The sequence below is a fragment of the Paenibacillus sp. S25 genome, from assembly GCF_019454085.1.
In the GTDB taxonomy this organism is placed as follows: Bacteria; Bacillota; Bacilli; order Paenibacillales; family Paenibacillaceae; genus Paenibacillus; species Paenibacillus polymyxa_B.
Map to the genome: position 1 here is coordinate 956211 of NZ_CP073683.1, position 25411 is coordinate 981621.

At 43.8% G+C, this 25411-nt stretch carries 25 protein-coding genes and 1 riboswitch; of the genes, 18 read left to right on the forward strand and 7 right to left on the reverse strand.

The genetic code is table 11. The features are described 5' to 3' along the window. Positions 1–202: 202 nt before the first annotated feature. Positions 203–838: a cyclodeaminase/cyclohydrolase family protein gene (locus KAI37_RS04315; protein WP_076293358.1), complete on the reverse strand. Its 636-nt coding sequence runs from the start codon at positions 836–838 to the stop codon at positions 203–205. Next, positions 835–1701 (reverse strand): bifunctional 5,10-methylenetetrahydrofolate dehydrogenase/5,10-methenyltetrahydrofolate cyclohydrolase, encoded by an 867-nt coding sequence (locus tag KAI37_RS04320; protein ID WP_023987125.1) that lies wholly within the window; start codon positions 1699–1701, stop codon positions 835–837. The genes KAI37_RS04315 and KAI37_RS04320 overlap by 4 nt, the downstream gene beginning before the upstream one ends. A gap of 110 nt (positions 1702–1811) precedes the next feature. Beyond that, a riboswitch (ZMP/ZTP riboswitch) is annotated at positions 1812–1896 on the reverse strand. Positions 1897–2109: 213 nt separating this feature from the next. On the opposite strand from KAI37_RS04320, the gene desA reads away from it, so the two are divergent. The 12 genes from desA (at position 2110) to KAI37_RS04380 (ending at position 13523) form a co-directional block, all read left to right on the forward strand. Continuing rightward, a complete protein-coding gene (gene desA, locus KAI37_RS04325) occupies positions 2110–3171 on the forward strand; it encodes a Delta(5) desaturase DesA (protein WP_071639671.1) in 1062 nt (353 codons plus the stop codon). Positions 3172–3458: 287 nt separating this feature from the next. Continuing rightward, positions 3459–4004: a PadR family transcriptional regulator gene (locus KAI37_RS04330; RefSeq protein WP_220030788.1), complete on the forward strand. Its 546-nt coding sequence runs from the start codon at positions 3459–3461 to the stop codon at positions 4002–4004. Further along, complete coding sequence (locus KAI37_RS04335; RefSeq protein WP_104496658.1) at positions 3982–4479, forward strand: hypothetical protein; 498 nt, start codon at positions 3982–3984, stop codon at positions 4477–4479. Before KAI37_RS04330 ends, KAI37_RS04335 begins: the two co-directional genes overlap by 23 nt. 3 nt (positions 4480–4482) lie before the next feature. Next, a complete protein-coding gene (locus KAI37_RS04340) occupies positions 4483–4659 on the forward strand; it encodes a hypothetical protein (protein ID WP_220030789.1) in 177 nt (58 codons plus the stop codon). 146 nt (positions 4660–4805) lie between these two features. After that, positions 4806–5939 carry a sensor histidine kinase gene (locus KAI37_RS04345; protein WP_220030790.1) on the forward strand — a complete coding sequence of 378 codons (1134 nt, stop codon included), beginning with the start codon at positions 4806–4808 and terminating at the stop codon, positions 5937–5939. Further along, positions 5936–6535 (forward strand): response regulator transcription factor, encoded by a 600-nt coding sequence (locus KAI37_RS04350; protein WP_013308918.1) that lies wholly within the window; start codon positions 5936–5938, stop codon positions 6533–6535. Before KAI37_RS04345 ends, KAI37_RS04350 begins: the two co-directional genes overlap by 4 nt. Positions 6536–6681: 146 nt before the next feature. Then, positions 6682–7302 carry a deoxynucleoside kinase gene (locus tag KAI37_RS04355; RefSeq protein ID WP_023987130.1) on the forward strand — a complete coding sequence of 207 codons (621 nt, stop codon included), beginning with the start codon at positions 6682–6684 and terminating at the stop codon, positions 7300–7302. Further along, a complete protein-coding gene (locus KAI37_RS04360) occupies positions 7302–7943 on the forward strand; it encodes a deoxynucleoside kinase (protein WP_013308920.1) in 642 nt (213 codons plus the stop codon). Before KAI37_RS04355 ends, KAI37_RS04360 begins: the two co-directional genes overlap by 1 nt. A 197-nt stretch (positions 7944–8140) precedes the next feature. Further along, positions 8141–9142 (forward strand): Gfo/Idh/MocA family protein, encoded by a 1002-nt coding sequence (locus KAI37_RS04365; protein ID WP_028542036.1) that lies wholly within the window; start codon positions 8141–8143, stop codon positions 9140–9142. A 75-nt stretch (positions 9143–9217) separates the two neighbouring features. Then, positions 9218–10414, forward strand: coding sequence for a M20 family metallopeptidase (locus KAI37_RS04370; protein ID WP_220031436.1), 1197 nt, complete (start codon positions 9218–9220; stop codon positions 10412–10414). Positions 10415–10669: 255 nt separating this feature from the next. Further along, positions 10670–12106: a purple acid phosphatase family protein gene (locus tag KAI37_RS04375; RefSeq protein ID WP_071639677.1), complete on the forward strand. Its 1437-nt coding sequence runs from the start codon at positions 10670–10672 to the stop codon at positions 12104–12106. A gap of 208 nt (positions 12107–12314) precedes the next feature. Further along, positions 12315–13523 (forward strand): RtcB family protein, encoded by a 1209-nt coding sequence (locus tag KAI37_RS04380; protein ID WP_220030791.1) that lies wholly within the window; start codon positions 12315–12317, stop codon positions 13521–13523. A gap of 116 nt (positions 13524–13639) precedes the next feature. Here the strand turns inward: KAI37_RS04380 and KAI37_RS04385 are convergent, their stop codons facing one another. Beyond that, positions 13640–14530, reverse strand: coding sequence for a shikimate dehydrogenase (locus tag KAI37_RS04385; protein ID WP_071639679.1), 891 nt, complete (start codon positions 14528–14530; stop codon positions 13640–13642). A 29-nt stretch (positions 14531–14559) separates the two neighbouring features. Further along, entirely contained in the window at positions 14560–15750 is a 1191-nt protein-coding gene (locus KAI37_RS04390; RefSeq protein ID WP_071639680.1) for an MFS transporter, read from the reverse strand. Positions 15751–15966: 216 nt separating this feature from the next. Between KAI37_RS04390 and KAI37_RS04395 the strand changes: the two genes are divergently transcribed. The 3 genes from KAI37_RS04395 to aroD all read left to right on the forward strand — a co-directional run bounded on the left by KAI37_RS04395 (position 15967) and on the right by aroD (position 19139). Further along, positions 15967–16878: a LysR family transcriptional regulator gene (locus tag KAI37_RS04395; RefSeq protein ID WP_220030792.1), complete on the forward strand. Its 912-nt coding sequence runs from the start codon at positions 15967–15969 to the stop codon at positions 16876–16878. 130 nt (positions 16879–17008) lie between these two features. Further along, a complete protein-coding gene (locus tag KAI37_RS04400; protein WP_220030793.1) occupies positions 17009–18271 on the forward strand; it encodes an MFS transporter in 1263 nt (420 codons plus the stop codon). Between the two features lie 103 nt (positions 18272–18374). Continuing rightward, a complete protein-coding gene (aroD, locus tag KAI37_RS04405; RefSeq protein ID WP_104496651.1) occupies positions 18375–19139 on the forward strand; it encodes a type I 3-dehydroquinate dehydratase in 765 nt (254 codons plus the stop codon). A gap of 105 nt (positions 19140–19244) precedes the next feature. On the opposite strand, the gene KAI37_RS04410 is transcribed toward aroD, so the two are convergent. Continuing rightward, entirely contained in the window at positions 19245–19817 is a 573-nt protein-coding gene (locus KAI37_RS04410) for a shikimate kinase (protein WP_220030794.1), read from the reverse strand. Positions 19818–20368: 551 nt separating this feature from the next. Between KAI37_RS04410 and KAI37_RS04415 the strand changes: the two genes are divergently transcribed. From KAI37_RS04415 to KAI37_RS04425, 3 genes are all read left to right on the forward strand, one after another. Beyond that, positions 20369–21061 carry a pectate lyase gene (locus KAI37_RS04415; protein WP_071639684.1) on the forward strand — a complete coding sequence of 231 codons (693 nt, stop codon included), beginning with the start codon at positions 20369–20371 and terminating at the stop codon, positions 21059–21061. A gap of 138 nt (positions 21062–21199) precedes the next feature. Beyond that, the gene (locus KAI37_RS04420; RefSeq protein ID WP_220030795.1) at positions 21200–22237 is read left to right on the forward strand and encodes an aminoglycoside phosphotransferase family protein; all 1038 of its coding nucleotides are present in this window, start codon (positions 21200–21202) and stop codon (positions 22235–22237) included. A gap of 54 nt (positions 22238–22291) precedes the next feature. After that, a complete protein-coding gene (locus KAI37_RS04425; protein ID WP_025721310.1) occupies positions 22292–23290 on the forward strand; it encodes a glycosyltransferase in 999 nt (332 codons plus the stop codon). A 120-nt stretch (positions 23291–23410) separates the two neighbouring features. Here KAI37_RS04425 and KAI37_RS04430 read toward each other — a convergent pair whose 3' ends face one another. Together KAI37_RS04430 and KAI37_RS04435 are read right to left on the reverse strand one after the other, a co-directional pair. Continuing rightward, positions 23411–23905, reverse strand: coding sequence for a DUF1036 domain-containing protein (locus KAI37_RS04430; protein WP_158659094.1), 495 nt, complete (start codon positions 23903–23905; stop codon positions 23411–23413). A 129-nt stretch (positions 23906–24034) separates the two neighbouring features. Next, complete coding sequence (locus KAI37_RS04435; protein WP_220030796.1) at positions 24035–25243, reverse strand: MFS transporter; 1209 nt, start codon at positions 25241–25243, stop codon at positions 24035–24037. Positions 25244–25411: the final 168 nt, after the last annotated feature.

The following is a 25411-nucleotide window of genomic DNA, read 5'->3' on the forward strand; positions in this document are numbered from 1 at the left end:
TGTGACGAATTGTCCAAAACAGATAGGAAGTCGTATAATATACGCAGTATATAGCATAAAAAACCAGTCCAACATGAATCATGTTTGGACTGGTTTTTTATTGACTATTTCGTCGTAATTTCAATAGTATCTTCTTTTTGTATCCAATCAGTTATTTTTTGAAGAAATGTTTTGGAACAGGTTAAACACGGTTATGAGCAGACTAATTCGCTATTCGACTGCGCACCATCAACAAGGTTTGGTCTTTGATTTGTCCGATTTCACGGATGAGTGCGGCTGTCTTGGTCTCATAGGAGTATTTGACGTCCAAGTCTTTCAGCGAAGCAAGGTTAATGTCGACGGTAAGCAGGGCAGATTGAGCTGCTGCTTCGAACAGGATCGCGCCGATGCCAAGATCCGAAATCACATTTTTATTGGACATTTCCACAATGTTGTAGGCTTGCGACAATCCGTCCCGGCATACTTCCAGCAGACGCATGGGTACCTCAATGGCAGCGATCACCGCTGTCTGTAAGGAATGGGTACGATAGCGCTTTTCTTCGTCTGTTTCCTTGGGCAAGCGCAGTGCGGTCATGTACTGTTCAAAGGATTGGATGTCTGCGACCATTAGTTCCTCACAATGTGTAGACAATCTTTCCATGCTACTAATGACATCCGTGATTTGTTCATGGATGTGCGCATATTTTTCTCCTTGTGAAAGGTTGGCGGTCATGGAGGTCATAGCCGCGCCTAGTGCCGCAGCCAATGCGGATACACTTCCTCCGCCGGGGGTAGGCGCTGCACTTGCAGCCTCTTGCAGAAAATGTCCGATGGAATTGTTCCACGACAGTTCACTCATGAATAGACCACCTCTCTGGAGTAGTGTTGCAGATGTATCGCTTTGAGCAGATTTTTGTACAAAATCGCAGTCGTTAAGGTGCCAACACCGCCGGGAACCGGAGAAATGGCATGTACCTTTTCACCCACGTTTGAAGCAGCGTCACCCACGATTTTTCCTTCCAGCGTCTCGTTAATTCCTGCATCCACGAGAATCAGACCAGGATGGACCATATCCTGCGTAATCACATCAGGGCATCCGACTGCAACGAAGGCAATGTCTGCATGGCTCAGATGCTCTGCGATATCACGCGTACCTGCATGACAGGCGGTAACGGTGGCATTTTCTCTTTGCAGCATGTGGAAAAGGGGAAGTCCCACTGTCTGCCCGATGCCCACGAGAGTGACATTTTTGCCTGCCAAGGTGTGACCGTAATGCTTGAGCAGCTCGATACAGGCTTGAGGTGTTGCGGGATATAGTCCGGCGTCACCTGTTACGGTAGCCAGCTTGTTATCAGGTGTTATTCCATCAATATCCTTGTAGGGGGCGATGGATTGTTTAATAACGGAGGCAGAAAGATGTTGGGGAAGCGGCAGTTCCAGCATAATGCCATGTACATGGGATGCATCGTTCAGACTGCCGATCAGGTGCAGTAGCTCGGCTTCGCTAACATGACGATCAAAAGTATGGAGATGAAATGAGATGCCCAGCTTCTCCGCTATTTTTTGCTTGGTCCGTGCATAGTATGCAGATGCCGGATCGCCTTCTACCAATAGGGTCGCCAGATGGGGACGGTGTCCTTGCTGCTTCATTTTTTCTACCTGTGAACGGATCGTTGCATATACTTGCTCAGCTGCTTCTTTGGATTTCATGATTATAGCCATCGTCCGAGCCTCCTCTGAATTTATCGCATGATTTATCAACAGGGTGTCATGGTCTTAAAACGAAAAAAAGTATTTGCACAAGGTCGTCAAGACAGACGAATCCTCTGCAAATACTTCTCCCAGGCGAACGGTACGCTTTTTTTGTATGCTCCCTCGTGGTTCATTCCACTGACTTCGCCAGTCACATACAGCGTTATTATACCTTATATTTTAACAAATAATCATCAGAAAAGAAACCCGCGAACATTTGGAAAACGGGTTGTGTTACTTGTCTATATGACAAATGTCATATACCCGAGCTGACGTTTATGACTACAGCGCCTAGAGGCTTTACCTTATACTGAGATTAGATCAACATGTACGCCTAACAGGATCAAGGTATAGGCGTCATTTTAAAGGAGGATCATAATGAGTATGACACAACTCCCATTAGCCCAATTGAAAAAAAATATGGCTCCCTACGAGAAAATAAACACAAAATCCAGCGTTCTGCAACTCATCAATACCTTGGGTCCACTGATCCTATTGTGGTATGCTGCTTATCTTAGTCTGTCGGTTTCGTACTGGCTCACACTTCCAATTGCCATTGTTGCATCGGGGTTTGTGGTACGGACGTTTATTATTTTTCATGATTGTGGTCATCAATCCTTCTTCAAAAGCCGCAAGCTGAACGACATTGTGGGAACGATTACAGGCATTATTACGCTCTGTCCTTATCACCAATGGAAAAATAGTCACGCGATCCACCATGCAACCAGCAGTAATCTGGATAAAAGAGGCACAGGTGACATGTGGGTGCTTACGGTAGAAGAGTACACAGAGGCTTCCACATGGACACGGTTGGCCTATCGCATATATCGAAATCCTTGGGTTATGTTCGGACTAGGTCCGATCTATACTTTTTTGATTTCCTATCGCTTTAATATCAAGACAGCCAAACGCAAGGAAAAAATGAACACCTATGTGACGAATATATCCATCGTTGTATTGTACGCACTGTTGTCATGGGCTATTGGATGGCAGGCTTTCCTTCTGGTACAGGCACCTATCTTTTTTGTATCTGGTATGTTGGGAATCTGGCTGTTCTATGTACAACACCAATTTGAGGATTCGTATTTTGAGCATGATGAAGAGTGGAGTTATATTAATGCAGCCGTAGAAGGCAGTTCTTACTACAAGCTTCCTAAAGTATTGCAATGGATTACGGGCAATATCGGATTTCATCACGTTCATCACTTGAGTCCTAAAGTGCCAAATTATAATTTGGAAAAAGCGCATGAAGCGACACCGTTACTTCAAAAGGCAACCACGATCACAGTGAGTAGCAGTCTGCAATCTTTGAAGTTCCGACTTTGGGATGAAAATACGAAAACCTTTTTGACCTTTAAACAAGTGAAGCCGCTCCTCAGCAAACGTGTTGCAGTTACGAAACCCATCCCTACACCTGTTGTAAGCACAGAAAGAAAATAACTTTGTACAAAACTCTTCTGAAGAGATGTTGAAAAATTGCAGTTTACTTTGAGAAATCTAAAGGGATAACATCCTTTTGGATTTTTTTGTTTATATTGAAAATACAGTACTTTTCATTCTTTTTTTAGCAAGCGCTATTGACAAATCGATCGTCAACCTTTACTTTTTATATATCGAAACGATATATATCGATTATATATAAAAAATTAACTACATATAAACAGAGATAAGTTCCCTTTGATTTCAGAAGGATAATTCACTATGCCAGGAAAGAAGGAATAGTTTTTATGTTGATTTATGTAATACTTGGGTTCCTCTGCGAAAAGGATATGACAGGATATGAAATCAAGCAGAAGATGACGATAAGCACTTCCAACTTTATTGATGCCAGCTTCGGAAGCATATATCCTATGCTGAAAAAAATGGAAAAGGGGGAGCTTATCAACTATGAAGAAGTGGTAGAGGAAGGCAGATTCAAAAAATCATATGGTATTACGGAAAAAGGGAAGGTTGAATTTATAGAATGGTTAAAAACACCATGTACTTTTTCCCCTTTTAATTATGAGTATTTGAGTAAACTTTTCTTCTATAAATATCTTGACGACCTTGAGGTTGTTCGTTTGATTGCCAGCTTTCAAACCACTGTCGCCTGTGAATATAACAAGCTTGCCTTAATAGAAGAGAAGCACGTTCATGAGATGGATGTATATGAGAACGCGACGTTGATGTTTGGCAAAGAATATTTTCAAATGATTATGAATTGGCACGATGAACTCACAAGAAAAATTACAGGAAAGAAGGATAGTGAAGATGAGAATGACAAAGAAATTTAAATTGCAGATTGCAGCTAAAAATGTGGATTTGTACAAATGGGTAACTGAGATGACTCCAGCTGAATATGAATCATTTTCAAAAGCTCACAAGGCAATGGGCAGTTATTTTGAAAATGGTGAATTCTATATGGTTAATGTGGAAAATATGGGGAATGAGATGATTGTTCAGCACTATCAATTAAAAGAGTACACAAAGGATCATTTGCGTTTCTACTCTGACAAGACAGAAGCATATATATGGCGATGGATACCTGCCATCGTTGGAGTTCCATGGGAAATGAAGGTCACGCCTGTTGATAACAACTCTTGCGAATTTAGTTGTACGATTGGAGCGGACTTTCCATCTCGGCTACTGGCTTTTGCAGCATGGATAAATGGTTTTGGTGGATTCTTTATGAGAAAACATTTAGCCGATGAGGGCGGAAAATTTGCTAAAGATATAGAAAAGAAATTTAATAATGTCAGGTATGTATAATTCATGAACGAGCTGATCAGAAATATAGACCAGTCCCATTTCAAAGCACGATCTGGTGCAGTGGGTGGAGTGTACAGCGAATGGCTTAAGCTTGAGATCAGTTCCCGCAAAATGGACGCTTCTAATCAAAGTGTTCATTTGCGGTTCACAGTTATTGATCGGCAGCTATTTCTCGAATGAGGGGCATGGGTGAACTATCATTCATGAGTGCGTAAGCGGCGGGCACCCCCAGGAAAGGCTTCACCTTTGGTGCTTTCGAGCAGACGAGACCAGTGGTATGATAAGATAAAGGATATAAGTCATGTGAAGTAGAAGAGGGTGGCAGGATGCAAAAATGGTATCAGATTTTCCAAAGAAATACAGGGCTTAGTCCTTACGTGTGGGTCGTCTTTTATATCCTGCCCTTTTACTACTTTAGCTCTTCATCTACAAGTCATATTATTCTGGGTACTGCTATTATTTTGGTATTCTTTGCATGTTATGTATTGGCTTTTGTCTCAAAAGGCTGGCTCATATACTTTTGGACCAGTGTACAGATTGCCATATCGATTACCATGACACTGCTGTTTAGCTATATGTATTTTTCCATATTTATCGCCTATTTGATCGGTAATATTAAAAGTAAGGCTGCATTTACGACGCTGTATATAATTTTAATGGTTATTACGATTGGATTGATCAATTACGGTTTTGTATCTCAGAATCCCGTCTTTATTAAACAGATTCCTTTTATCCTGCTCAATCTGATCGGTGTGATTCTCCTTCCGATTACGAATTTTAATCGCAACAAAAGCGATCGGCTCCAGGTCCAATTAGAGGATGCCAATAAGAAAATATCGGAATTGATTAAGCTGGAGGAACGGCAAAGAATTGCGCGTGATCTGCACGATACCTTAGGTCAGAAGCTGTCACTCATCGGGTTGAAGAGCGATTTGGCGGGCAAACTGATGGATCAGTACCCGGAGCGGGCTCATGCTGAAATTAACGATGTTCGTCTCACGGCGAGAAGCGCGTTAAAAGAGGTGCGGGAAATGGTTACTCAAATGCGCGGTATGCGACTAGAGGATGAGCTGTTACGTATTCGGCAGATCTTAAAGGCTGCTCACATTGAATTGACCTTGGAGGGCGACCCGAAGCTGGAGCATACATCATTAATGAATGAAAATGTACTTAGTATGTGTATGAAGGAAGCAGTGACAAATGTGGTTAAGCACAGTGGAGCCACCGCTTGTTCCATCACCATTGAGCCGTCTCGTAAGGAATTAACCCTTCGGATTCAGGATAATGGAGTCGGTGCTACGGGGGAAAATGGGGCCTTTCGGGGAAATGGCCTGCAAGGAATGAAGGAAAGGCTCGAATTCGTGAACGGGTGTATGGAGCTTCGCTCAGATCGGGGAACGACCTTGGTCATTAAAGTGCCCAATATCCCTGAAAAGCCAAATGAGGAGGTGGGGCCATGATTCGAATTGTTATCGCGGAGGACCAGCGTATGCTGCTGGGTGCTCTAGCCTCCCTGCTAGACTTGGAAGAGGACATGAAAGTAGTCGGAAAAGCAAGCAACGGGGAAGAAGCTATAGAACTGGTGAAGCTGCACCAGCCAGATATATGCATTATGGACATCGAAATGCCGATAAAGAGCGGATTGGATGCGGCTGAGGAACTCAAAGCCTTGAACTGCAAGGTACTGATTTTAACTACGTTTGCTCGCCCCGGGTATTTTGAACGAGCGATCAAGGCGGGGACACACGGTTATCTGCTCAAGGACAGTCCCAGTGAAGAGCTGGCTTCCTCCATTCGAAGTATTATGGCAGGTCGACGTATTTACGCTCCAGAACTGGTCGATGATGCTTATGCCGAAGTCAACCCGCTAACAGAGCGTGAAAAGACCGTTTTGGCGCTCATCGCTGACGGAAAGAATACAAAAGAGATTGCTGGTGAACTGTATTTAACGACAGGGACTGTGCGCAATTATATTTCAGTCATTCTCGATAAGCTGGGTGTCAGTAACCGGATCGAGGCGATTACACGTTTTAATGAAAAAGGTTGGTTTAAATGAGAAACAGGGACGCTATGAAGCAAAATGTAGCGCTCTGTTTTTTTTGTTTTATCCATAGATTTGGTATGCCTTTAGCGTACTACCTTGTGATACAATAGGATAGTTGTCCACAGGATGGACTGGAGTACAAGGAGGAGCAGAACTGCATGAAACAAGCCCCATTTATAGCCGTTGAAGGGCCAATCGGAGCAGGTAAAACGACGTTAGCTTCGATGCTTTCAACCGAGCTACATTTACCGATAATCAAAGAGATTGTCGAGGAGAACCCATTTCTCGATAAATTTTATCAAAATATAGATGAGTGGAGTTTTCAGCTGGAAATGTTCTTTCTCTGCAATCGGTATAAGCAGTTGGAGGATACTGGTCTGCAATATATCGAGAAAGCTCAGCCCGTTATTTCTGATTACCATATCTACAAGAATTTAATTTTTGCTGAACGTACGCTTAAGGGTGTGAAGCTCGAAAAATATCGTCAAATCTATCATCTGCTCACAGATGATATGCCTAAGCCGGACATTATCATTTATATTAAAGCAGATTTGGATACCTTGCTGGGGAGAATTCGCAAGCGTGCACGCTCTTTTGAACAGGAGATGGACCCCGCCTATCTGGAGCAATTGATAATAGATTATGATAAAGGCATTCAGTTTCTCGCTGAACAGTCCCCTTCCCCTCGTATATTGACCGTGAACGGGAATGAAATTGATTTTGTAGAAAATCAGGCACAATTTAAACAAATTGTTTCCGATGTAAAGGAGCTTATATAGTGAATAATTACAATATTCCTGCGAATGCCCTGATTACGGTAGCGGGTACAGTGGGTGTAGGTAAATCCACGCTGACTGGTGCTTTGGCCGGACGCCTTGGTTTTAAAACCTCTTTGGAGCAGGTCGATCATAATCCCTATCTGGAGAAATTTTATCACGATTTCGAAAGATGGAGCTTTCATTTGCAAATTTATTTTCTCGCGGAACGCTTCAAGGAACAAAAGAATATTTTCTTGTCTGGTGGAGGTTTTGTGCAGGATCGTTCTATTTATGAGGACACAGGCATTTTTGCGAAAATGCATGCCGATCAGGGAACGATGAACCCTACCGATTATGAAACGTATACTAGCCTGTTTGAGGCGATGGTGATGACACCGTTTTTCCCGCACCCTGATGTGTTGATCTATTTGGAAGGCAGCTTGCCCTCCATACTGAGTCGGATTGAGGAGCGCGGTCGCGAGATGGAGATCCAGACCGAGCGTTCTTATTGGGAGCAAATGCATCGCAGATATTCCAATTGGATCAACGAATTTGATGCCTGTCCTGTACTGCGTCTGAACATTGATGAATATGATGTACACGACCCAGCTTCCATGGATGCCATTTTGGAAGAAGTAGGAAAAGTGATATCAAAAAAATAGAGATATAACCCCAAATAAATAACAGGGACTGTGGTACAATCAGTATAAATCATGCTGATAGACTACAGTCTTTTTTTGTTGAATGAACATGTTAAAGCATGAGATATGACTAACGGTATAGTGGACAAGTTTAGGCTGGAATGCGAGAATAGGTACATATGAATTGTAATGACTCACGGGAAGGATGGGATACTGTGATGCGTTTTGGTATTGTTGGAACCAACTGGATAACAGAGAGGTTTATTCAAGCTGCGATGGAGACGGACGAATTTTCCCTGACGGCGGTGTACTCACGCACAGAGGATAAGGGCAAAGCTTTTGCTGACAAATATAATAGCCAGCCGGAGGTTTTTACAGACCTGGCGCAAATGGCGGCAAGTGATCAGGTCGATGCCGTATATATTGCCAGCCCCAATTCCTTACATGCGGAGCAGGCGATCTTATGTATGAATCACGGAAAGCACGTGTTGTGTGAGAAACCTTTTGCGTCTAATACAGCAGAGGTGAAGAGCATGATCGAAGCCGCGCGCAACAACGATGTTCTGCTGATGGAGGCCGTTAAATCCACACTTATGCCTAACTTTAAAATAATAAAGGATCATATGTATAAAATAGGCCGGGTTCGGCGTTATTTTGCAAGCTACTGTCAATACTCCTCACGCTTTGATGCTTTTAAGCAAGGTAAGGTATTGAATGCGTTTAATCCGGCCTTTTCCAATGGTTCCTTGATGGACCTTGGAGTGTATTGTTTGTATCCTATGGTGACTTTGTTTGGCAAACCTGAGGAGGTTCGGGCGGTTGGTGTACTTTTATCCTCTGGTGTCGATGGCGAGGGCAGTATCGTGATGAAGTATCCTGATATGGATGCTACCGTCATGTATTCCAAAATTACAGATTCCTATCTGCCTGCTGAAATTCAGGGTGAGAATGGAACGATGGTGATCGACAAAATTAGTCAGCCCTATGAGGTGAAAATTCATTATCGGGACGGCACGATTGAGGATCTAACCAAAGCTCAGACGCGTGAGCCAATGTATTATGAAATTCAGGAATTTATTGATTTGATCAAGAGTGGTGAACGCAACAGTTCCATTAACTCCTTGGAGTGTTCACTTACAGTCGCTGAAGTGATGGAGGAGGCAAGACAACAATTCGGCCTTCGTTATGAAGCAGATTTGAAAAATACTTCTACACATTAGTCAGTGGAATGATCGAGAGTACAATGTACAAAGGGCTGCCGATTTTGCAAACTTTGCAAATATACGGTTAGCCTTATTTGGCTTTGTAGCCCTAAAAAGTGTAAGCATGAGAAAATTGAGGAGTCTCGTCAGCTTTACACGCAAACGAGCCGGTTTATTCATGCTAATCCCGAAATCGGCAATCAAGAATTTCAAGCTTCCCAGGCACTGACGGGTATTTTGGAGCAAGCGGGGTTTGAGGTAACTCGTAATGTAGCGGGACACGAAACCGGATTTGTTGCCCGTAAGGCTTCTGCTAGACCAGGTCCGAAAATCGGATACTTGGCTGAATATGATGCATTGCCCGGTCTGGGTCATGCTTGTGGCCACAATATTATCGGAACCGCAAGCACGGCAGCAGCCATCGCCTTGGCGCAGGTGATCGACGAAACGGGAGGTGAGGTGTATGTGTTCGGTACACCAGCGGAAGAAGGCGGTCCTAATGGCAGTGCAAAAGGCAGCTTCGTGAAGCACGGGCTGTTCGAAGGGATTGATGCTGCACTGATGATTCATCCATCCGGTGTGACCCGGCTGACCTCACCAAGTCTGGCAGTTGATCCGCTAGATTTTCATTTTTACGGCAAAGCGGCTCATGCCGCAGGATCACCAGAGCAGGGAATCAATGCGCTCGATGCGGTGCTGCAGTTGTTCAGTGGTATCAATGCTTTGCGTCAGCAACTGCCGACCGATGTGCGTATTCATGGCATCATTACGCATGGAGGAGACGCGCCCAATATCATTCCGGACTATGCGTCGGCACGCTTTTTCATTCGGGCAAGTACTTGGCAGCGCACAGAGGAGGTTTCCACGAAAGTTCGCCATATCGCAGATGCTGCTGCTTTGGCAACAGGAGCCACTGTGAAAATCGAACGTTTTCAAAATGAAGTGCGTGATTTCATTCTGAACGATACCCTGGATGAGGTAGTAGGTCGTGAACTGGAAGCGCTGGGAGAACAGCTGGATCGTGGCCCTCGTGCCGGACTGGGTTCGACGGATGCGGGAAATGTAAGCCATGTTATCCCGACTGCACATGCTTACATTAAGATCGGTCCAGATGATCTCATCGCTCATACGGTGGAATTCAGGGAAGCGGCTGGCTCTGAGAAGGGTGAGAAAGCCTTAGTGATTGGAGCCAAGGCGTTAGCCTTGCCAGGCTTGGAGCTACTGGTGAATGAAACACTACTGGTTGCGGTGAAGGAAGATTTTAAGCGTACGCATTCAGCGGCACAGTAAGCCAAGTCCACACATGGCATAGCAGAGCCACCTAATATGAATGTTATAGTTGAAGAGGATATCCTACAGTCTGGTTGGCTGCATGGATATCCTTTTTCATTTTCTTATAAGCTGCTATCATTGCTCCTCAATCGCTAGATCACTCATAACCTCATTTTTACAAAGTACTATATTTCCAAAAACAACGTATTAACATTTGATTGTTATGATCGTATTTATAACTTTTACATATTAACTGCACAGAGGAGTGTACACATGTTAAAGAAGTTTCAAAAGTGGTCAGCAACATCTATGTCTGTTGCTCTTGCACTAGGTTTGATTACTGGCATGTCAGCCTTACCTGTACATGCGGAGTCATCAGGGAATACAGGTCAAGGGATTAGTAAAGTTACAGCTACATTTTATGGAGACACAAAAGTCTCCAAAGGATTTACTTGGTATACTTCAAAACTTTTCACGAAGAGCACTGTTCAAGTAATCAAGAAAACGGCTTCTGAAGCTGATTTTACGAGTGCTCTTACATTTGAAGGCACTTCCTCTCCATCGACCAATTCTGCAGAAGAGCTTGTCCATAAAGCTGTAGCTACAGGTCTTCAAGCGGACACAGCTTATTATTATCGTGTGGGTGATGCAGCGCGCGGGATATGGAGCGAAACAGGCACGTTTCAAACGGCTCCTAAGAGCGGCGAATTTACCTTCATTGATCTAGCTGATACACAAGCAAAAAGCGAAGATGAAGCCATATTATCTTCACAAACGCTCGAAAAAGCACTACAAACCGTAGGTAATGCTCAGTTTGTAGTCCACAACGGAGATATCGTAGACACGGGTACCAAAGAAGAGCAGTGGGACTGGTTGTTGGGACATTCACAAAAAAGTCTTTTGAATACAACCATTGTTCCTTCAGCAGGTAATCACGAGGATGAGAACTACGCTTTTTATGATCACTTTAATATCAATGAACCAGCTGGTTCTGCTACTAAAACAGGAGCGTACTACTCCTTTGATTACAGCAATGCTCACTTTATCGTACTGAACTCCAATGAGGACTCAGAGAAATATGCCAATTTTTCTGAAGATCAAGTTGAATGGTTAAAGAAAGATGCTGCGGCAGCCAAAAGGGCAGGTGCAAAGTGGATCATTGTTAACATTCATAAAGGTCCCTACACTACCTCTAATCATGCAACAGACTCTGACATCATAGATAATAACGGAGTTCGTAACCAGATCGCGCCATTAATGGCCGAGCTAGATATCGACTTTGTTGTGCAAGGGCACGATCATATTTACGCTCGTACGAAGCCAATCAACAAAGAGGGTAAAGCAACAACGTCAACCAAATTAAAAGATACATTAAATGATAAGACGATTGAATATAGTGTGAATCCAGATGGAAGTATTTATGTCATCCCAGCAACCGCTGGCCCCAAAGTCTACTACAAGAATCCAAGCGAAAAACTTGGAGATAAGTATTATAATCTCTTTGAACTAGCTGAAGAGAATCATGCGGCAGTATATGGCCCAGATCCGAGTGACAATCGTAGACCCACACGAGGACAAGTACAGAATTTTGTTGGCATCACTGTAGACGAAAATAAACTTACAGCCGTAACGTACGAAATTGATCAAAACAAAAATGATGCTAAACCGTTTATTGTGGATCAATTCGGAATCATCAAAAAATATCAGTAAAATTGATTTAATGGTTTCTAAATGATCATAAAAGGATATCCTACAGTCTGTTTGGCTGCATGGGTATCCTTTTTCATTTTCTTAGGGGATATCTACTATTGTACTTGTAATACTTACGCCCTGTTCGGAAGCTGGTAAAACGTACATAATGCAATTAACGACTTTACAAGTTGAAACATGGAGTGACTTACAGGAGGATGAAACGACGATGGTTTATCAAGAAATCAATGGAGTACGAGTATGGGGAGCACCTGATCCAGGGGCATTATCTCAAGCTCGTACATGTGCCGAAAACGGTAATGTGATTCAAGCGCTGCTGATGGCAGATCATCATAAAGGCTACAGTCAGCCGATTGGCGGTGTGATGGTGTATGACGGACAAATTTCGCCTTCAGGTGTCGGGTATGATATCGGTTGCGGGAATAAGGCAGTAAGAACCAAGCTGTTTGCAGCAGATATTATGTCGCGTATTTCAGCTGTGATGGATGAGATTGCACGTCATATTTCGTTCGGCGTAGGCCGTGTGAATGCGATTCAGGTAGACCATGAGCTGTTCGATGACCCGGATTGGGCAGTATATGCGGCGATTGGGAAACAAGAACATGACAAACTGAAGTCCTTGGCGAGAGAACAGCTGGGTACAGTAGGGAGTGGTAATCATTTTGTTGATGTATTTGTGGAGGAAGCGACAGGACAGGTCTGGATTGCCAATCATTTTGGTAGCCGGGGCTTTGGACACAAAACAGCAAGTGGGTTTCTAAACTTGGCCGCTGGACGAGAGTTTCTCGGAAAGGCGCCGGGAGAGCATATGGATCAGCCGCCTGTGCTGCTGGATATGAACAGTGAGCTGGGGGACATGTACTACCGTGCGATGCGCCTTGCTGGACGTGACTACGTGATAGAACAAGTGCTTGGTATTATGGGGACCGAAGCAGACTTTACTGTGCATAACCACCATAATTACGCATGGAAAGAACAGCATGATGGGCGTGACACCATTGTGGTCCGCAAAGGCGCTACTCCCTCGGCACCTGGCCAGATGGGCTTTATTGGAGGAAGCATGGGCGATATTTCGGTGATTGTACGCGGAAAAGATACGGTAGAAAATCGGGATTCCTACTATAGTACAGTTCATGGGGCAGGTCGTATTATGAGTCGTACCCAGGCAGCCGGTAAAATGAATTGGAAAACCCGCACACGGAGTGGTGGACAAATCACGGATGTACAAATGAAGGAGGCCGTTCGGAACTATGGTGTCGAGCTGCGCGGAGCTGGTACAGATGAAAGCCCGTTCGTCTACCGTAAACTTCGCGAGGTACTGGACGCTCATTCCGAGACCGTGGAGGTTATGCATGAACTGAAGCCTATTGGGGTATGCATGGCTGGGGCTAATGAATTTGACCCTTATAAGGATTAATAAAAAGACTATGCCCGGTAGAAGTGTTCATTCGCCGAGCATAGTCTTTTGAGTACATAAATGAGTATATAATAGAAGGAATTCATTGCTTGATGCGTTTGTTAGTAGCTTTATGTTTACAGCTTATCAGCAAAAAGCTGTTCTTTAATATAAGCGACTGGCATTTCTTGGCCTGTCCACAGTTCGAAGGCCAATGCGCCCTGCCACAGCATCATGCCCAGACCGTTAATGGCAGTTGCACCTACGGATTCGGCTTGTTCCATCAGCTTGGATTTAGCTGGGCTGTACACTACATCGGTTATGATCAGGTCGGAACGAAGCATGGACACATCTTCAATCACACTTTTGCCTTCCAGTGGTTTCATACCAACACCTGTACCGTTAGCGAGAATATGACTTGTGCGGATCTCTTCACGTAGCTGTTCTTGATTTTCCAATGGATAGATATTCGCCTTAACTTGGGTGTGTTTCATATCTTCATTAATAATACGGACATTCTCTTCTGCACGAGCAAAGAACTGATCGTTACGGGCAAAGATTGAAATTTCAGCCAGACCTGCTTGAGCCGCTTCAATAGCAATCGGTGTAGCTGCGCCGCCAGAGCCGACAAGTGTCATTTTCTTACCTTTCAGGTCAATGCCGTGTTCACGCAAGTTACGAACATAACCAGATCCATCTGTACTATAGCCTTTCAGTTTACCATCTGTGTTCACGACGGTGTTGACTGCACCTGTAAATTTAGCGCTGTCGTCCAGCTCATCAAGGTACTGTAAAATAGCTGTTTTGTTAGGCATGGACACGTTATAACCACGTATGTTCAGAGCGCGCATCCCCCGTACCACTTCTTCAAGTTGTTCATTTCCTACTTCAAAGGCCATATAAGCGTTATTCAGGCCCAGCTTTTCAAACGCAAGATTATGCATAGCCGGGGATAAAGAGTGTCCGATTGGTGTAGCAAGCAGTCCGATTAATTGTGTTCTTCCGTCAATACGTCCAGCATTTTTCATGATATAAGCCTCCAAGTAATCTGTGTAGTTTAATGAAATACTTTTTTATATCGATAAGCAACAAACACGGCCAGCAAAATACTGACTACAGCAATCGCAATATCCAGAATGAATACCGAGGTAATTCCCAAACTTTTGGACATGCCCCCGGTAGCCAGAGGCATCAGGATGAACGAAAGACTGGCTGCTATGTTCACGAGAGAAGTCGTAGTGCCTTTGTTCTTGCGGAAAAATTCCGTCATAACCGTGAGGGCAATTTGGAATATGCCTGCGGTAGACAAGCCGATCAAGAATGAACTGATCAAAGTAGCGACAGGATTGTGCCATGTAATTAAAGCTAGCAAAGAAAGCAGGGCAATAAACGGATATACAATCATGACGGTAATCGGTTTAATGAATCTACCAAGTACCACAGCTAACAGAATAACGGAAACCAATGAACCTATACTATAGTAGCTCAGCAGTTTAATGGCACTGGCTTTGTCCATGCCCAGGGCCTCTTGTCCAAAGGTAGGAAGCCATAGCTGCACGATCATGAACAATACAGTAGAAGTAAAACCGATAATAATTAGAGATAAACCTTCTTGCCAAAACTTAGGCTCGCTGCGGAAAATATCTGTGGATTGGGCAGCCTCGGTTGGAGCCTTTTGTTCCTCTGCTTTGTGGTTAGGGAAAGCTGTCATCGATAAGAAGATACCGTTCAGCAGATAAATTCCTGCTGGAATAAAGAAGGAATATCCATAGAACATATCGTGATTAATAAAGAATGCAATCATGAACGGAATCACAATAGCACCGATAGAGATGGATGCTTTGACCAGTACAGTTGCAGATCCGGCTTTTTTTCCAAAGCCTTCAATTAATGCAGGATACGTTCCCGAATCCATCATAGAGTTGCAAAGCCCTGCGATAATGGCAAACACGAATGCCAACGAATAGTTAGGTGCAAGCGGAATGCCAATCAGAAAGATTAAATAAGCAAATGATGCAATAACAATGAGTGGTTTTCTTCCGTATTTGTCTGACATTTTTCCGGCTACCCCGAGAGCGAGCAACTTACCGATCCCAATCGCGGACACCAGATAGCCGATGGCTGCTTTATCCGTGTTCAATTGGACGGTCAGGAAGCTCATATTCGACGAGAGAATAACATTGATCATACCCAGAAGAAAATAGTTGATGTAAAGCCCTGCTGCCATTCTGATATAAGGATTTTTCATAAGTGTAACTCCCAACTTAAGTTTTAGATCAATGGCCTAGGTAGGCATCGTCCAGCGGTATTACATTACGCCTACAGATAAGTGAAATTATTCACATTCTTTCTATGTCATTATTATATAAGGAGTGTTATTATAAATCCAATGCATATTTCTATCGTTTTTCATAGTTTGGGTCTATAATTTAAAATATGAATTAAAGAAGGAGATTACATAATTATGAACCTGAAGCACTTACAATATTTTCGTGTACTTGCGGAGATGGAGCATTTTACCCAGGCAGCTATGCGACTATGTATTACACAGCCCAGTTTAAGTCATGCGATTTCAGAATTAGAAAAAGATTTGGGAGTTCATCTGTTTGAGAAGCAGGGGAGAAATATTCGGTTAAACAAATACGGACGATTTTTCCTGAAGTATGTGGAGCACGCGATGGATGAATTAGAAAAGGGAGAACACAATTTACGGGAGCTAGTGAGTCCAAGCCATGGAAATATAGATTTGGCGTTCATTTACACGTTAGGCTCACACTTCATTCCAGCGATTATTCAAGCCTTTTCAGCTCTGGATGCCCGTAAAGATATCTCCTTTTCGTTTCACCAAGGGAATACGAACGATATTATCCAGGGGCTGAAGCAGGAACATTATGATGTGGCGTTCTGCTCTCACATGGAAAATGTACCGGATGTGGAGTTTATTCCGTTGGCTCAGCAGGAACTGGTTGTCATTGTTTCGCCTGATCATCCACTGGGGACTTTAGACCAAATTGATCTCAAGGATACAGCGGATTATCCGGTGATCTTCTTCAACAAAAAGAGTGGAGTTCGGCCCATTATTGAGAATTTGTTTGTCAAAGCGGGCGTTACGCCACAGATTATTTGCGAGATTGAAGAGGATACAGCAATGGCAGGGCTGGTGTCTGTCAATTACGGAATTGGAGTTATGCCTCGAATTTCATCGTTAGATTATTTTAACGTCAAAACATTGCCTATTGTAAATCCAGAATACGAGCGTTTTATCTACCTGGCCAGCATCAAAAATAGGTATTTATCCCCGGCAGTAGTGGACTTTCGGAACTTTGCACTAAGCTACGGCAAGGAGTTTTATCTGAAAACGCATCAGCGCGTCTAGGCTGGGGTCCCGCAATATTTAAACTTGATAAATTTTAAAATGTGTTCTATACTTCATCATCGACACAGGTAATGTGAAATGATTCACATTTTTAATACTACAAGACTTACTTACAAAAGCAGGTGAATTCATGATAAAACGTTCTTCTTTTCCAGTGGCGACAGGCCTTTATGTAAACTATCTTTTGTTCGGCATGTTTAATATTATGCTGGCGTCCCACATGTCCTTTTTAACAGAGCATTTGCATACAGATCAGACGGGCATCAGTCTCTTGGTTTCTGCGATGGGATTTGGCAGGCTGTTTACGCTGTACATATCCGGGGTGCTCTCCGATCGTTATGGTCGTAAGCCGTTTATTGTGGTAGCAGGGCTACTAATGGCTGTATTCTTGGTCGGTATACCGCTGAGTCCCAGCTTTGAGATGGCGATCGTACTGGCTGTGCTGGCAGGCGTAGCGAATTCTTTTCTTGATTCAGGTACTTATCCAGCGCTGATCGAAGCTTTTCCCCAATCCTCTGGTTCGGCTACAGTGTTGGTAAGAGGTTTTATATCCATCGGGGCAGCATTTTTACCGTTAATGATTATCTTTTTTATGAATCACGACATTTTCTACGGGTTCTCTTTCTTTTTACCAGCCCTCATATTCGCTTTAAATGCAATTTACCTATTCAAGATGAAGTTCCCAGACATGCGGGTTCAGTCACCCAAGGAGTCAGTTGGTGATACTTCTGTATCGAGCGTTGAGCAAGCGGGAAAATTGGAGGCAAATGATCGGAGTAAGCCGCGGTTTTGGCAGGAAGGGGTATGCCTTATCTTGCTCGGATTTACCGGACCGACTTTGCTTTATATTGTGCAGTTATGGCTTCCTACTTTTGGACAACAGTTTATCGGTATGACCCAATCAGAGTCTCTCAGATTATTAGTTTATTACAATGTCGGTTCGCTGATTTCCGTGTTTGTATTAGTAATTGTGTTAAGAAAATGGGTTAAACCTGTTCACATTATTCTTATTTATCCATGTATTTCTCTCTTGGCTTTTGGAGCGCTTCTCCTTTTCAAGTCAGGGGCTGCGGCCATTATTTGTGCGAGTGTCATCGGGTTTTCAATATCAGGTGTACTTCAACTGACATTAACCGTAATGAGTGAATTTTTTAGTCAACGAAAAGGACAGATTACCGGGTTTGTGTATACAGCAACCTCGCTGTCATACACGGTCATCCCCGTGTTTACAGGCTTTCTTTTGAAACATTCTCAGATATCGAGTGTTTTTATGCTAGCTATTATTGTGAATGTACTAGGGATCGTACTGGCGGTGTTTGTTAATTTTCGGTACAGTTTAGTTTTTCCAGCAAGTCGCAAATTGTCCCCTGAAATCGTACTTGATACCAAATAAATGACGACTGGACCTAATCATCTGCATGCTTATTCAGAATGCGTTATACTATGAATTATTGTACATGTTCGACTTGAAACTGTAATTTGGGAGTGAGATAGAGATGGCTAAAATCGTAAAGGTGAAAGATGTTCTGATCGGTGAAGGAGCGCCAAAAATTTGTGTGCCAATGGTGGGAGAAACGTTGGAGCAGTTGAAGGAAGAGGCCACTTATTTACGTACGCTCGACCTGGATATCGTGGAGTGGAGAGTCGATTTTTTCGAGCATGTGGAGGATCTGGAAAAGGTTAAAGCTGCCTTACATGAAATTCGTTCTATTTTAGTAAATGTTCCGCTCGTATTTACGTTCCGTAGCGCTCGGGAAGGCGGAGAAAAAGAAATCAGTGCAGCGAGTTATGTGGAATTGAACCGTACAGTAGCCGAAACGGGGCAAGTCGAACTTATTGATGTAGAGCTTTTTAATGAGGAAGCTGATGTGAAGACGCTGGTAGAAGCAGCACATAAGCATAACGTATATGTGATTATATCTAATCATGATTTTCATAAGACGCCGTCGAAGGAGGAGATTGTGTCCCGGTTACGTAAGGCTCAGGAATTGGGAGGCGATCTGCCTAAGATAGCAGTGATGCCAACCAATACAGCCGATGTACTCACTTTGCTGGATGCCACGCGTACCATGGCAGAAGAGTATGCAGATCGGCCGATTATTACGATGTCGATGGCAGGGAAAGGTGTCGTGAGCCGCCTGACCGGAGAACTATTTGGTTCGGCTCTGACCTTTGGTGCTGCTAAGAAAGCTTCCGCACCGGGACAGATTCCTGTCACTGAACTGAGAGAGATACTGACGGTGCTGCATAGCCATTCTTAAAAGATGGATAGGCATTACTCGCCAGTCAGTAATATATCCGCAGTGAACCAAAAAGGAAGGCCCCCATGCGGTAAGCATGCTGGAGCCCTCCTTTTTGTGTAACTCTTAATTCAATCCCCGAGTAGGTTCATACAACTCCCAACCTAGATTCAGCGTTTGAATAATATAGTCTGCGACTTCTTCCGCATCCAACTGATCCGTATCGATCTTGGAGTGATTCACCGCGTAAATGTCCTGTCTGGAACGGAAGAGATCCTCAATTTCCCCTAAAGTCTTGTTTTGTAGATTGGGACGGGTGTCAATCAGCATCTTGAGCCGATCTTTCCAGGAATCCCAATTTAAATCCAAGAAGAAAACAATCGATGAAGCCAAACAAGCTTGCTTCACCTCTTCCTGTAAAAATGCACCACCGCCAACGGAAATGATTTTAAGGCGTGTGTTGCTGCACAGCTTCATAATATGCTCTTTTTCAATCTCACGGAAACGCTTCTCTCCATAAGTTTTGAAAATCTCTGTTGTTGGCATGTTGTATTCTCGTTCAATCTCCTGGTCAATATCCACGAAATCGCGATACAGCTTGCGCGCTAGTTGGGAACCGATCGTTGTTTTGCCTACACCCATAAAGCCGATGAGCACAATATTTTGTTCTTTTAATGGAATCTCACTATTGTTTTGCACGATAACCACTCTTTTCTCACCAGTAATGTTGAGATGTGACGCTTCAAAGCACTAAATACATTATACGTTCATCAAACGTGTCATTCAATAGTATAGACTACATCAAAAATGAGGTATAGGACGAAATAAGGTTCTGATTACATTCTAGTGACATAGAGCGCGCATTAGAGACTAGATACTCAGCGATTTGATGCGTAAATTGTCATAAAATAAACTTGTACAAGTATAAAAGAGGCAATATTGTGTACTTAATTGAAAAAAAGGACATATTTTGGCGGAAAATATATTGAAATTACTGGAAGTTTGATTATAATAGAGTTATGCAAATTGTAAATGTAATCGCTCTATTTACAATTTGTGCTTTATATTAATTAGAAGACAAAATTGCTTTGGGCCAAAAACCAAGTATACATATGCAAATAGTTGAATAATGCTTTATAGACATGTATCGGTCAATGGGTTCATTGTGCGAAGGTGGTGATACGGTCTACGCGTTCTAGTCAACGAAGAATTGGAACAATAAAAAATATCTACGAGAGGGATGAATTGAAATGAAAACAAACACAGCTAAAGTATTGAAAAAGGGACTCAGTATCGCTTTATCAGGAATGTTGGTTGCTTTATTTGTCGGCAATTATTCTGCTCATGCAGCTCCAGAAGTCGTTCATAAGACCATACTTGTTAAAGCCGGAGAAGTATACGATGGTAAGGGCAAGACTGTAGTGGCTGATCCCGATACCTTGGGAGACGGAAGCCAGAAAGAGGCTCAAAAGCCTATTTTCAAGCTTGAAAATAATGCAACTTTGAAAAATGTGATCATCGCTGCCCCTGCTGCGGATGGTGTGCATGTATATGGCAACGGCACAATCTCCAACGTAACATGGGAGGATGTAGGTGAAGATGCATTGACGCTTAAAGAACCAGGCACGGTAAACATTACGGGCGGTGGAGCGTTCCATGCGTACGATAAAGTGTTCCAAATTAATGCCGAAGGCACGATTAACATTAAAAACTTTAGAGCCGATGATATCGGAAAACTGGTTCGCCAGCTGGGAGACTCTACTTTTAGAGTGAATATGACTTTAGATAACTCGGATATTTCCAACGTTAAGGATTCAATTCTGAGATCGGACGGTCCTAACAGCAAAGCAAAAATTACGAACACTCGTTATCACAATGTGAAACAATTGTTCAAAGGCTTTAAATCCAGTAATACGAGTGAATCCGGCAATACTAAATATTAATCGGAGAGTAGGATAGGAGTACGGATATGAAAAGGGGCTGTCCAACAGGTCGTGTGGATCTGATTGGACAAGCCCCTTTTTTGGTACGTCGAGTTACCCAAAGATGGTCTGGGCTTCGTTCGGAACGAGGACTGTGATATGATCGTGCTATTACATTTTATACAAAAAAGTTGGGTGGCTATGAATCCTTTTCATCAATATGTGTATGTTGACGGCACCTTGAATGATACGCTGGTGCGGAATCGTGAAATTTTATATACAGGTACGAATGGTCGGCATGTGGAACGTTTTTACGTGTCTTCCTCTGAAAGTTATATATTCAAACCGCTAACCAACGATGATCAGGAGGGGCGGGAGAGATGGGTGTATGAGCATGTGCTTCCTGCGTTATCACCGATCTATCCCCGATTGCTAGCCTGGTCTGATGCAGGTGCGGATGGCGGAGGAGAATGGATGGTTTTTGAGGACCTTGGTCCGTTACATCATCTACACGCAGACGAAACTTTATTGCGAGCTGTTGGACTTGTTGCATGGTGGCATGCTTTGCCGACGGATCGTTTTGCTGGGATGCCGCTGCGAGGACCAAAGCCACTTATTCAGGAGATAGTTTCCGAGCTATACACGCGCAAGCCGGATGTGTTAAAGCTTTGCAGCTCACTGGGATTATCTAAGCAACAGATGCAGCGTATGTATGTACAGCTGGAGCATTTATCTTTTTCACAGCAGCTTGTACTGTCTCATGGTGATCTTCATCCGGGGAACTATGCGCTGAGCGGGGAACGGCTTATGGTACTGGATTGGGAGCATGCTCATCTGAACACACCGCTGTGGGATGTATATCACCTGATCGACATGTCCCATCCGTTGTTTCCCCGACGCATGACGTCCGAATTGCGTATTCGTATGCTGGACACATACGTGGAGCAGCTGGAGCTGTTGGGGATAAGAGTGGATCAAACGGCATTTATGCTGGAATATGGCATGTTTGCGGTGGTATTTTCGCTCTGGATGCTGTTGTTAATCACAAGTGATTTGCAAAGGATTGGAACGAACCTGCATAGAAACGGCGATAAATGGTCAAAAGAGCAATTAGAGTCCCAGTTGGATGAAACGTTAGCCTGTTTGAACCAATGTGCAGCGATGATGGATTGGGGACAAGCCCAACAATGTAGATAGTAGCTTAAGACATAGACTGTATTTAGTTAGCAAAAGAAGGTGGGGAATAAATCCATGAAAAAAGTCGGTTTGGTCATGAGAAAAATACAATTTGCTGAAGCACAGGGTCCTCGTATTTTTGCAGAACGTCTAAAGCAGATCGGGTTGGAATTGGGGGTGGACATCGTATTTGTATCACCAGAGCGCCATGTGAGCAGCCATGACTGGCTTCCGGGCTATGAGCACGAAAAGGGCGACTTGGTCAACTATGACGTCGTACTGGACCAACTCCATGAGCAGCAGATTGAGCACGTTATTTATACGGTATCTGGCTTTACCTATTTGAACATGTTCTTTAAAAACAGCGTGCTTTTTCCGCATAGTTTTCCTGATCCGGCACTTACAGGCTATGAGATGATGAAGCCTTTTTATCAGATCGTGGACAAGGCTATCGTACAGACTGCCTTTCTCAAGCAGGAGATGGCTTCGAAGTTTGGCGTAACCGATGTGACAGTCATCCCGATCGGATTTAATGAGCGGCTGGTGGAAAAGCATTTTGATCCCTCGCAAGTGGTAGAGAACCGGGTGATGTGGATTGGTAGAGATGAGGAGAACCGACGTCCGGACTTGGTGCTGGAGTATGCGAGGCATAATCCTGACAAGGATGTCTATATGGTATTTGGCGGTGAACGCTACAAGGAAAGTATGAAGAAGTACGATATCCCGGACAATGTTAAACTTCAATTTGCGTTGACGCAAGATGAGGTGTTTGCACTGATGAACACGGCAAAGGTGTATTGGAGCTGCTCCAAATTCGATACGTTCGCGATGCCACTGACCGAAGCGCTGGCTATGGGTAAAATCGTCGTGAAGCCAGAGCATCCTTGCTATGGACATATCAGCTCTACGCATTCTTTTTCAGGGAATGAGAAAAACTGGTTCGAGCTGGTCAATATGGCTGCCGCCTCACCGCGCCGGGTTTCTACAGAAAATCAGGCATACGCTATGGAACAGTTTTCAAGTCAGGTGATGAAGCAGGGCTATCGGGACTTTTTTGATCATTGGTTAAGCTGAACGGCGAGGAAAAATACTGTGGTTGCAACAAGCGTCTGAATGTCCAGAGTGAAATAAAAATAACCCGCAAGGGGGTCACTTTTTTCAAAATGTCCATCTTGCGGGTTACGGTTCTTTGACTTATCGTTTGGACTTTACCGGAACTGGGGTTCCTTTTTTAAAGCGAACCGGTCTTCTCGGAATTCTGCGAATGCTGGATTCTGCGGATTTGGAAGGTAACGCCGTACGAGTTTTCTTTGATGCCGGTTTGCTTTTACTTGTACTGGTGATGAACTCGAGGGTGAAATTGACTATAGAATCGTCAATGGGTAGTCTACGCATCCCCACTCGTCTGGATGATCCGCTGCTATAGTTCCAACACCAATGAAAATCATGGTCAGTACTTCTCGGAAGCCGTGTGCGGTACGTACCACTCCACCTATTGGAGTGATCTTCAGCATAATAGTAGAATGTGGTTCCCCCTACAGAACCGCTCCATACTTCCCTCGTACTACCAGGCTCTATCCGATACCAGCCCATTTTAGAATAATTCATGGGATGACAGTCGGAATCAGGATAAGCATAGGCAGCATAGATCGTGTTACTCGTGTTGTTAGTAAAATAAAGGCTCATCATACACACTTCTTTCCTCATAAATTGGTATTTCAATGCCATACTATGAGGAATGTAGAAGGAGAGACTGGACAATATCTCTCAATCTATGAAAAATGAACCATTCGTTTACGTCCAACTTGCTAAACGATTCTATGATTGTATCTCCGCTATCGCTTCAGGATGAGCCGTCTTGCGATCCACAATGTAGCTGACCACCATAAGGAGTAGACCGCCGACAGTGATAAGCGATGCAACCCATGGAATAGCGGCTAGCCCCATTTGATTAATAACGACTCCCCCGATAAAAGCGCCGCCTGCGTTACCCAGATTTAATGCGGAATGGCTGGAGGTAGAGGCAAGCAAAGGAGCCTCATAGGCCAGATTCATGATGCGAACCTGAATACCCGGCATGATGCCGAACGCAGCAATGCCCCAGATAAAGACTGTGATGACGGCCAATATCTGGCTTTGAAGCGTAAATGTCAGAATGGTCAAAATAATAGCCAGTACAGCATAGTTTGCGATCAGGGATGGCAGCAGTTTCCAATCTGCGAGCTTGCCGCCAACGATGTTGCCGATCGTTACCCCTAGGCCAAACAGGACGAGAATCCAGGTAATGCTATGCTCGGCAAAGCCACTAATGTCCGTAAGCAAAGGCGTAATGTACGTAAAGACAGTGAACAGGCTACCACAACCGACTGCACCTGTGAGCAGCATCAGCAGCACTTTTGGATTAAACAGGCTTTTGACTTCTTGTTTGAGACTGGAAGGCTTGTCCTGATGAATTACCGGAATGTAACGAATGATACCGAAGAGAGAAATCAAGCCGATGACCACAATGGCTCCAAAGGAAGCACGCCAGCCGAGCTGTTGTCCGATAAAAGTACCAAAGGGCACCCCAATAATGTTCGCCACGGTCAAACCGGTCAGCACCATAGAAATAGCACCTGCACGTTTGTCAGGACGAACCAGTCGGGCAGCGATCAGTGAACCGGCTCCCAAAAAGGTTCCGTGCGATAATGCAGTAGCCATACGGGCCGCAATCAGAAGTTCGTAATTGGGAGCAATAACGGAAAAAAGATTACCTAAAATGAATATAGTCATTAGGAGGCATAGCAGCTTTTTCTGCGGAACCTTATGGGTTAATACAGTAAGTACAGGTGCTCCAATGGCCACACCAAGCGCGTAACTGGTGATTAACTGCCCGGCTTGCGGAATCGTAACATGAAGATCATGGGCTACATTAGGCAGAAGTCCCATAATGACGAATTCGGTCATGCCGATGGCGAAGGCACCAAGGGTCAACCATAGCAAGGAGGGGGGGAAGCGATTTGCTGTCATATTTTCTTGGTTACTCATAAGTGTCTTGTATCCTCCTGAAAAAATAGTAATGCGAGTATATCATTACAGGCGATATCTGGCGACCCATTTTGCAAGAATTTTACATACTAAGTTGATAAGTTTTATGTAATTTACAAAAGCGACAGGTAGGAAGGAGGCAAGTATGTTATTTTGGTAGTATGATAT

Bases quoted from the DNA above. Each gene is read 5' to 3' on its own strand.
- KAI37_RS04390 (WP_071639680.1), bottom strand. From the start codon at position 15,750: ATGAAAAATCCTTATATCAGAATGGCAGCAGGGCTTTACATCAACTAT.
- KAI37_RS04400 (WP_220030793.1), top strand. From the start codon at position 17,009: ATGATAAAACGTTCTTCTTTTCCAGTGGCGACAGGCCTTTATGTAAAC.
- KAI37_RS04350 (WP_013308918.1), top strand. From the start codon at position 5,936: ATGATTCGAATTGTTATCGCGGAGGACCAGCGTATGCTGCTGGGTGCT.
- KAI37_RS04385 (WP_071639679.1), bottom strand. From the start codon at position 14,530: ATGAAAAATGCTGGACGTATTGACGGAAGAACACAATTAATCGGACTG.
- KAI37_RS04340 (WP_220030789.1), top strand. From the start codon at position 4,483: ATGAACGAGCTGATCAGAAATATAGACCAGTCCCATTTCAAAGCACGA.
- KAI37_RS04395 (WP_220030792.1), top strand. From the start codon at position 15,967: ATGAACCTGAAGCACTTACAATATTTTCGTGTACTTGCGGAGATGGAG.
- KAI37_RS04415 (WP_071639684.1), top strand. From the start codon at position 20,369: ATGAAAACAAACACAGCTAAAGTATTGAAAAAGGGACTCAGTATCGCT.
- KAI37_RS04330 (WP_220030788.1), top strand. From the start codon at position 3,459: ATGTTGATTTATGTAATACTTGGGTTCCTCTGCGAAAAGGATATGACA.
- KAI37_RS04425 (WP_025721310.1), top strand. From the start codon at position 22,292: ATGAAAAAAGTCGGTTTGGTCATGAGAAAAATACAATTTGCTGAAGCA.
- KAI37_RS04320 (WP_023987125.1), bottom strand. From the start codon at position 1,701: ATGGCTATAATCATGAAATCCAAAGAAGCAGCTGAGCAAGTATATGCA.
- KAI37_RS04335 (WP_104496658.1), top strand. From the start codon at position 3,982: ATGAGAATGACAAAGAAATTTAAATTGCAGATTGCAGCTAAAAATGTG.
- KAI37_RS04375 (WP_071639677.1), top strand. From the start codon at position 10,670: ATGTTAAAGAAGTTTCAAAAGTGGTCAGCAACATCTATGTCTGTTGCT.
- KAI37_RS04430 (WP_158659094.1), bottom strand. From the start codon at position 23,905: ATGATGAGCCTTTATTTTACTAACAACACGAGTAACACGATCTATGCT.
- KAI37_RS04365 (WP_028542036.1), top strand. From the start codon at position 8,141: ATGCGTTTTGGTATTGTTGGAACCAACTGGATAACAGAGAGGTTTATT.
- KAI37_RS04435 (WP_220030796.1), bottom strand. From the start codon at position 25,243: ATGAGTAACCAAGAAAATATGACAGCAAATCGCTTCCCCCCCTCCTTG.
- KAI37_RS04380 (WP_220030791.1), top strand. From the start codon at position 12,315: ATGGTTTATCAAGAAATCAATGGAGTACGAGTATGGGGAGCACCTGAT.
- KAI37_RS04355 (WP_023987130.1), top strand. From the start codon at position 6,682: ATGAAACAAGCCCCATTTATAGCCGTTGAAGGGCCAATCGGAGCAGGT.
- KAI37_RS04345 (WP_220030790.1), top strand. From the start codon at position 4,806: ATGCAAAAATGGTATCAGATTTTCCAAAGAAATACAGGGCTTAGTCCT.
- desA (WP_071639671.1), top strand. From the start codon at position 2,110: ATGAGTATGACACAACTCCCATTAGCCCAATTGAAAAAAAATATGGCT.
- aroD (WP_104496651.1), top strand. From the start codon at position 18,375: ATGGCTAAAATCGTAAAGGTGAAAGATGTTCTGATCGGTGAAGGAGCG.
- KAI37_RS04420 (WP_220030795.1), top strand. From the start codon at position 21,200: ATGATCGTGCTATTACATTTTATACAAAAAAGTTGGGTGGCTATGAAT.
- KAI37_RS04315 (WP_076293358.1), bottom strand. From the start codon at position 838: ATGAGTGAACTGTCGTGGAACAATTCCATCGGACATTTTCTGCAAGAG.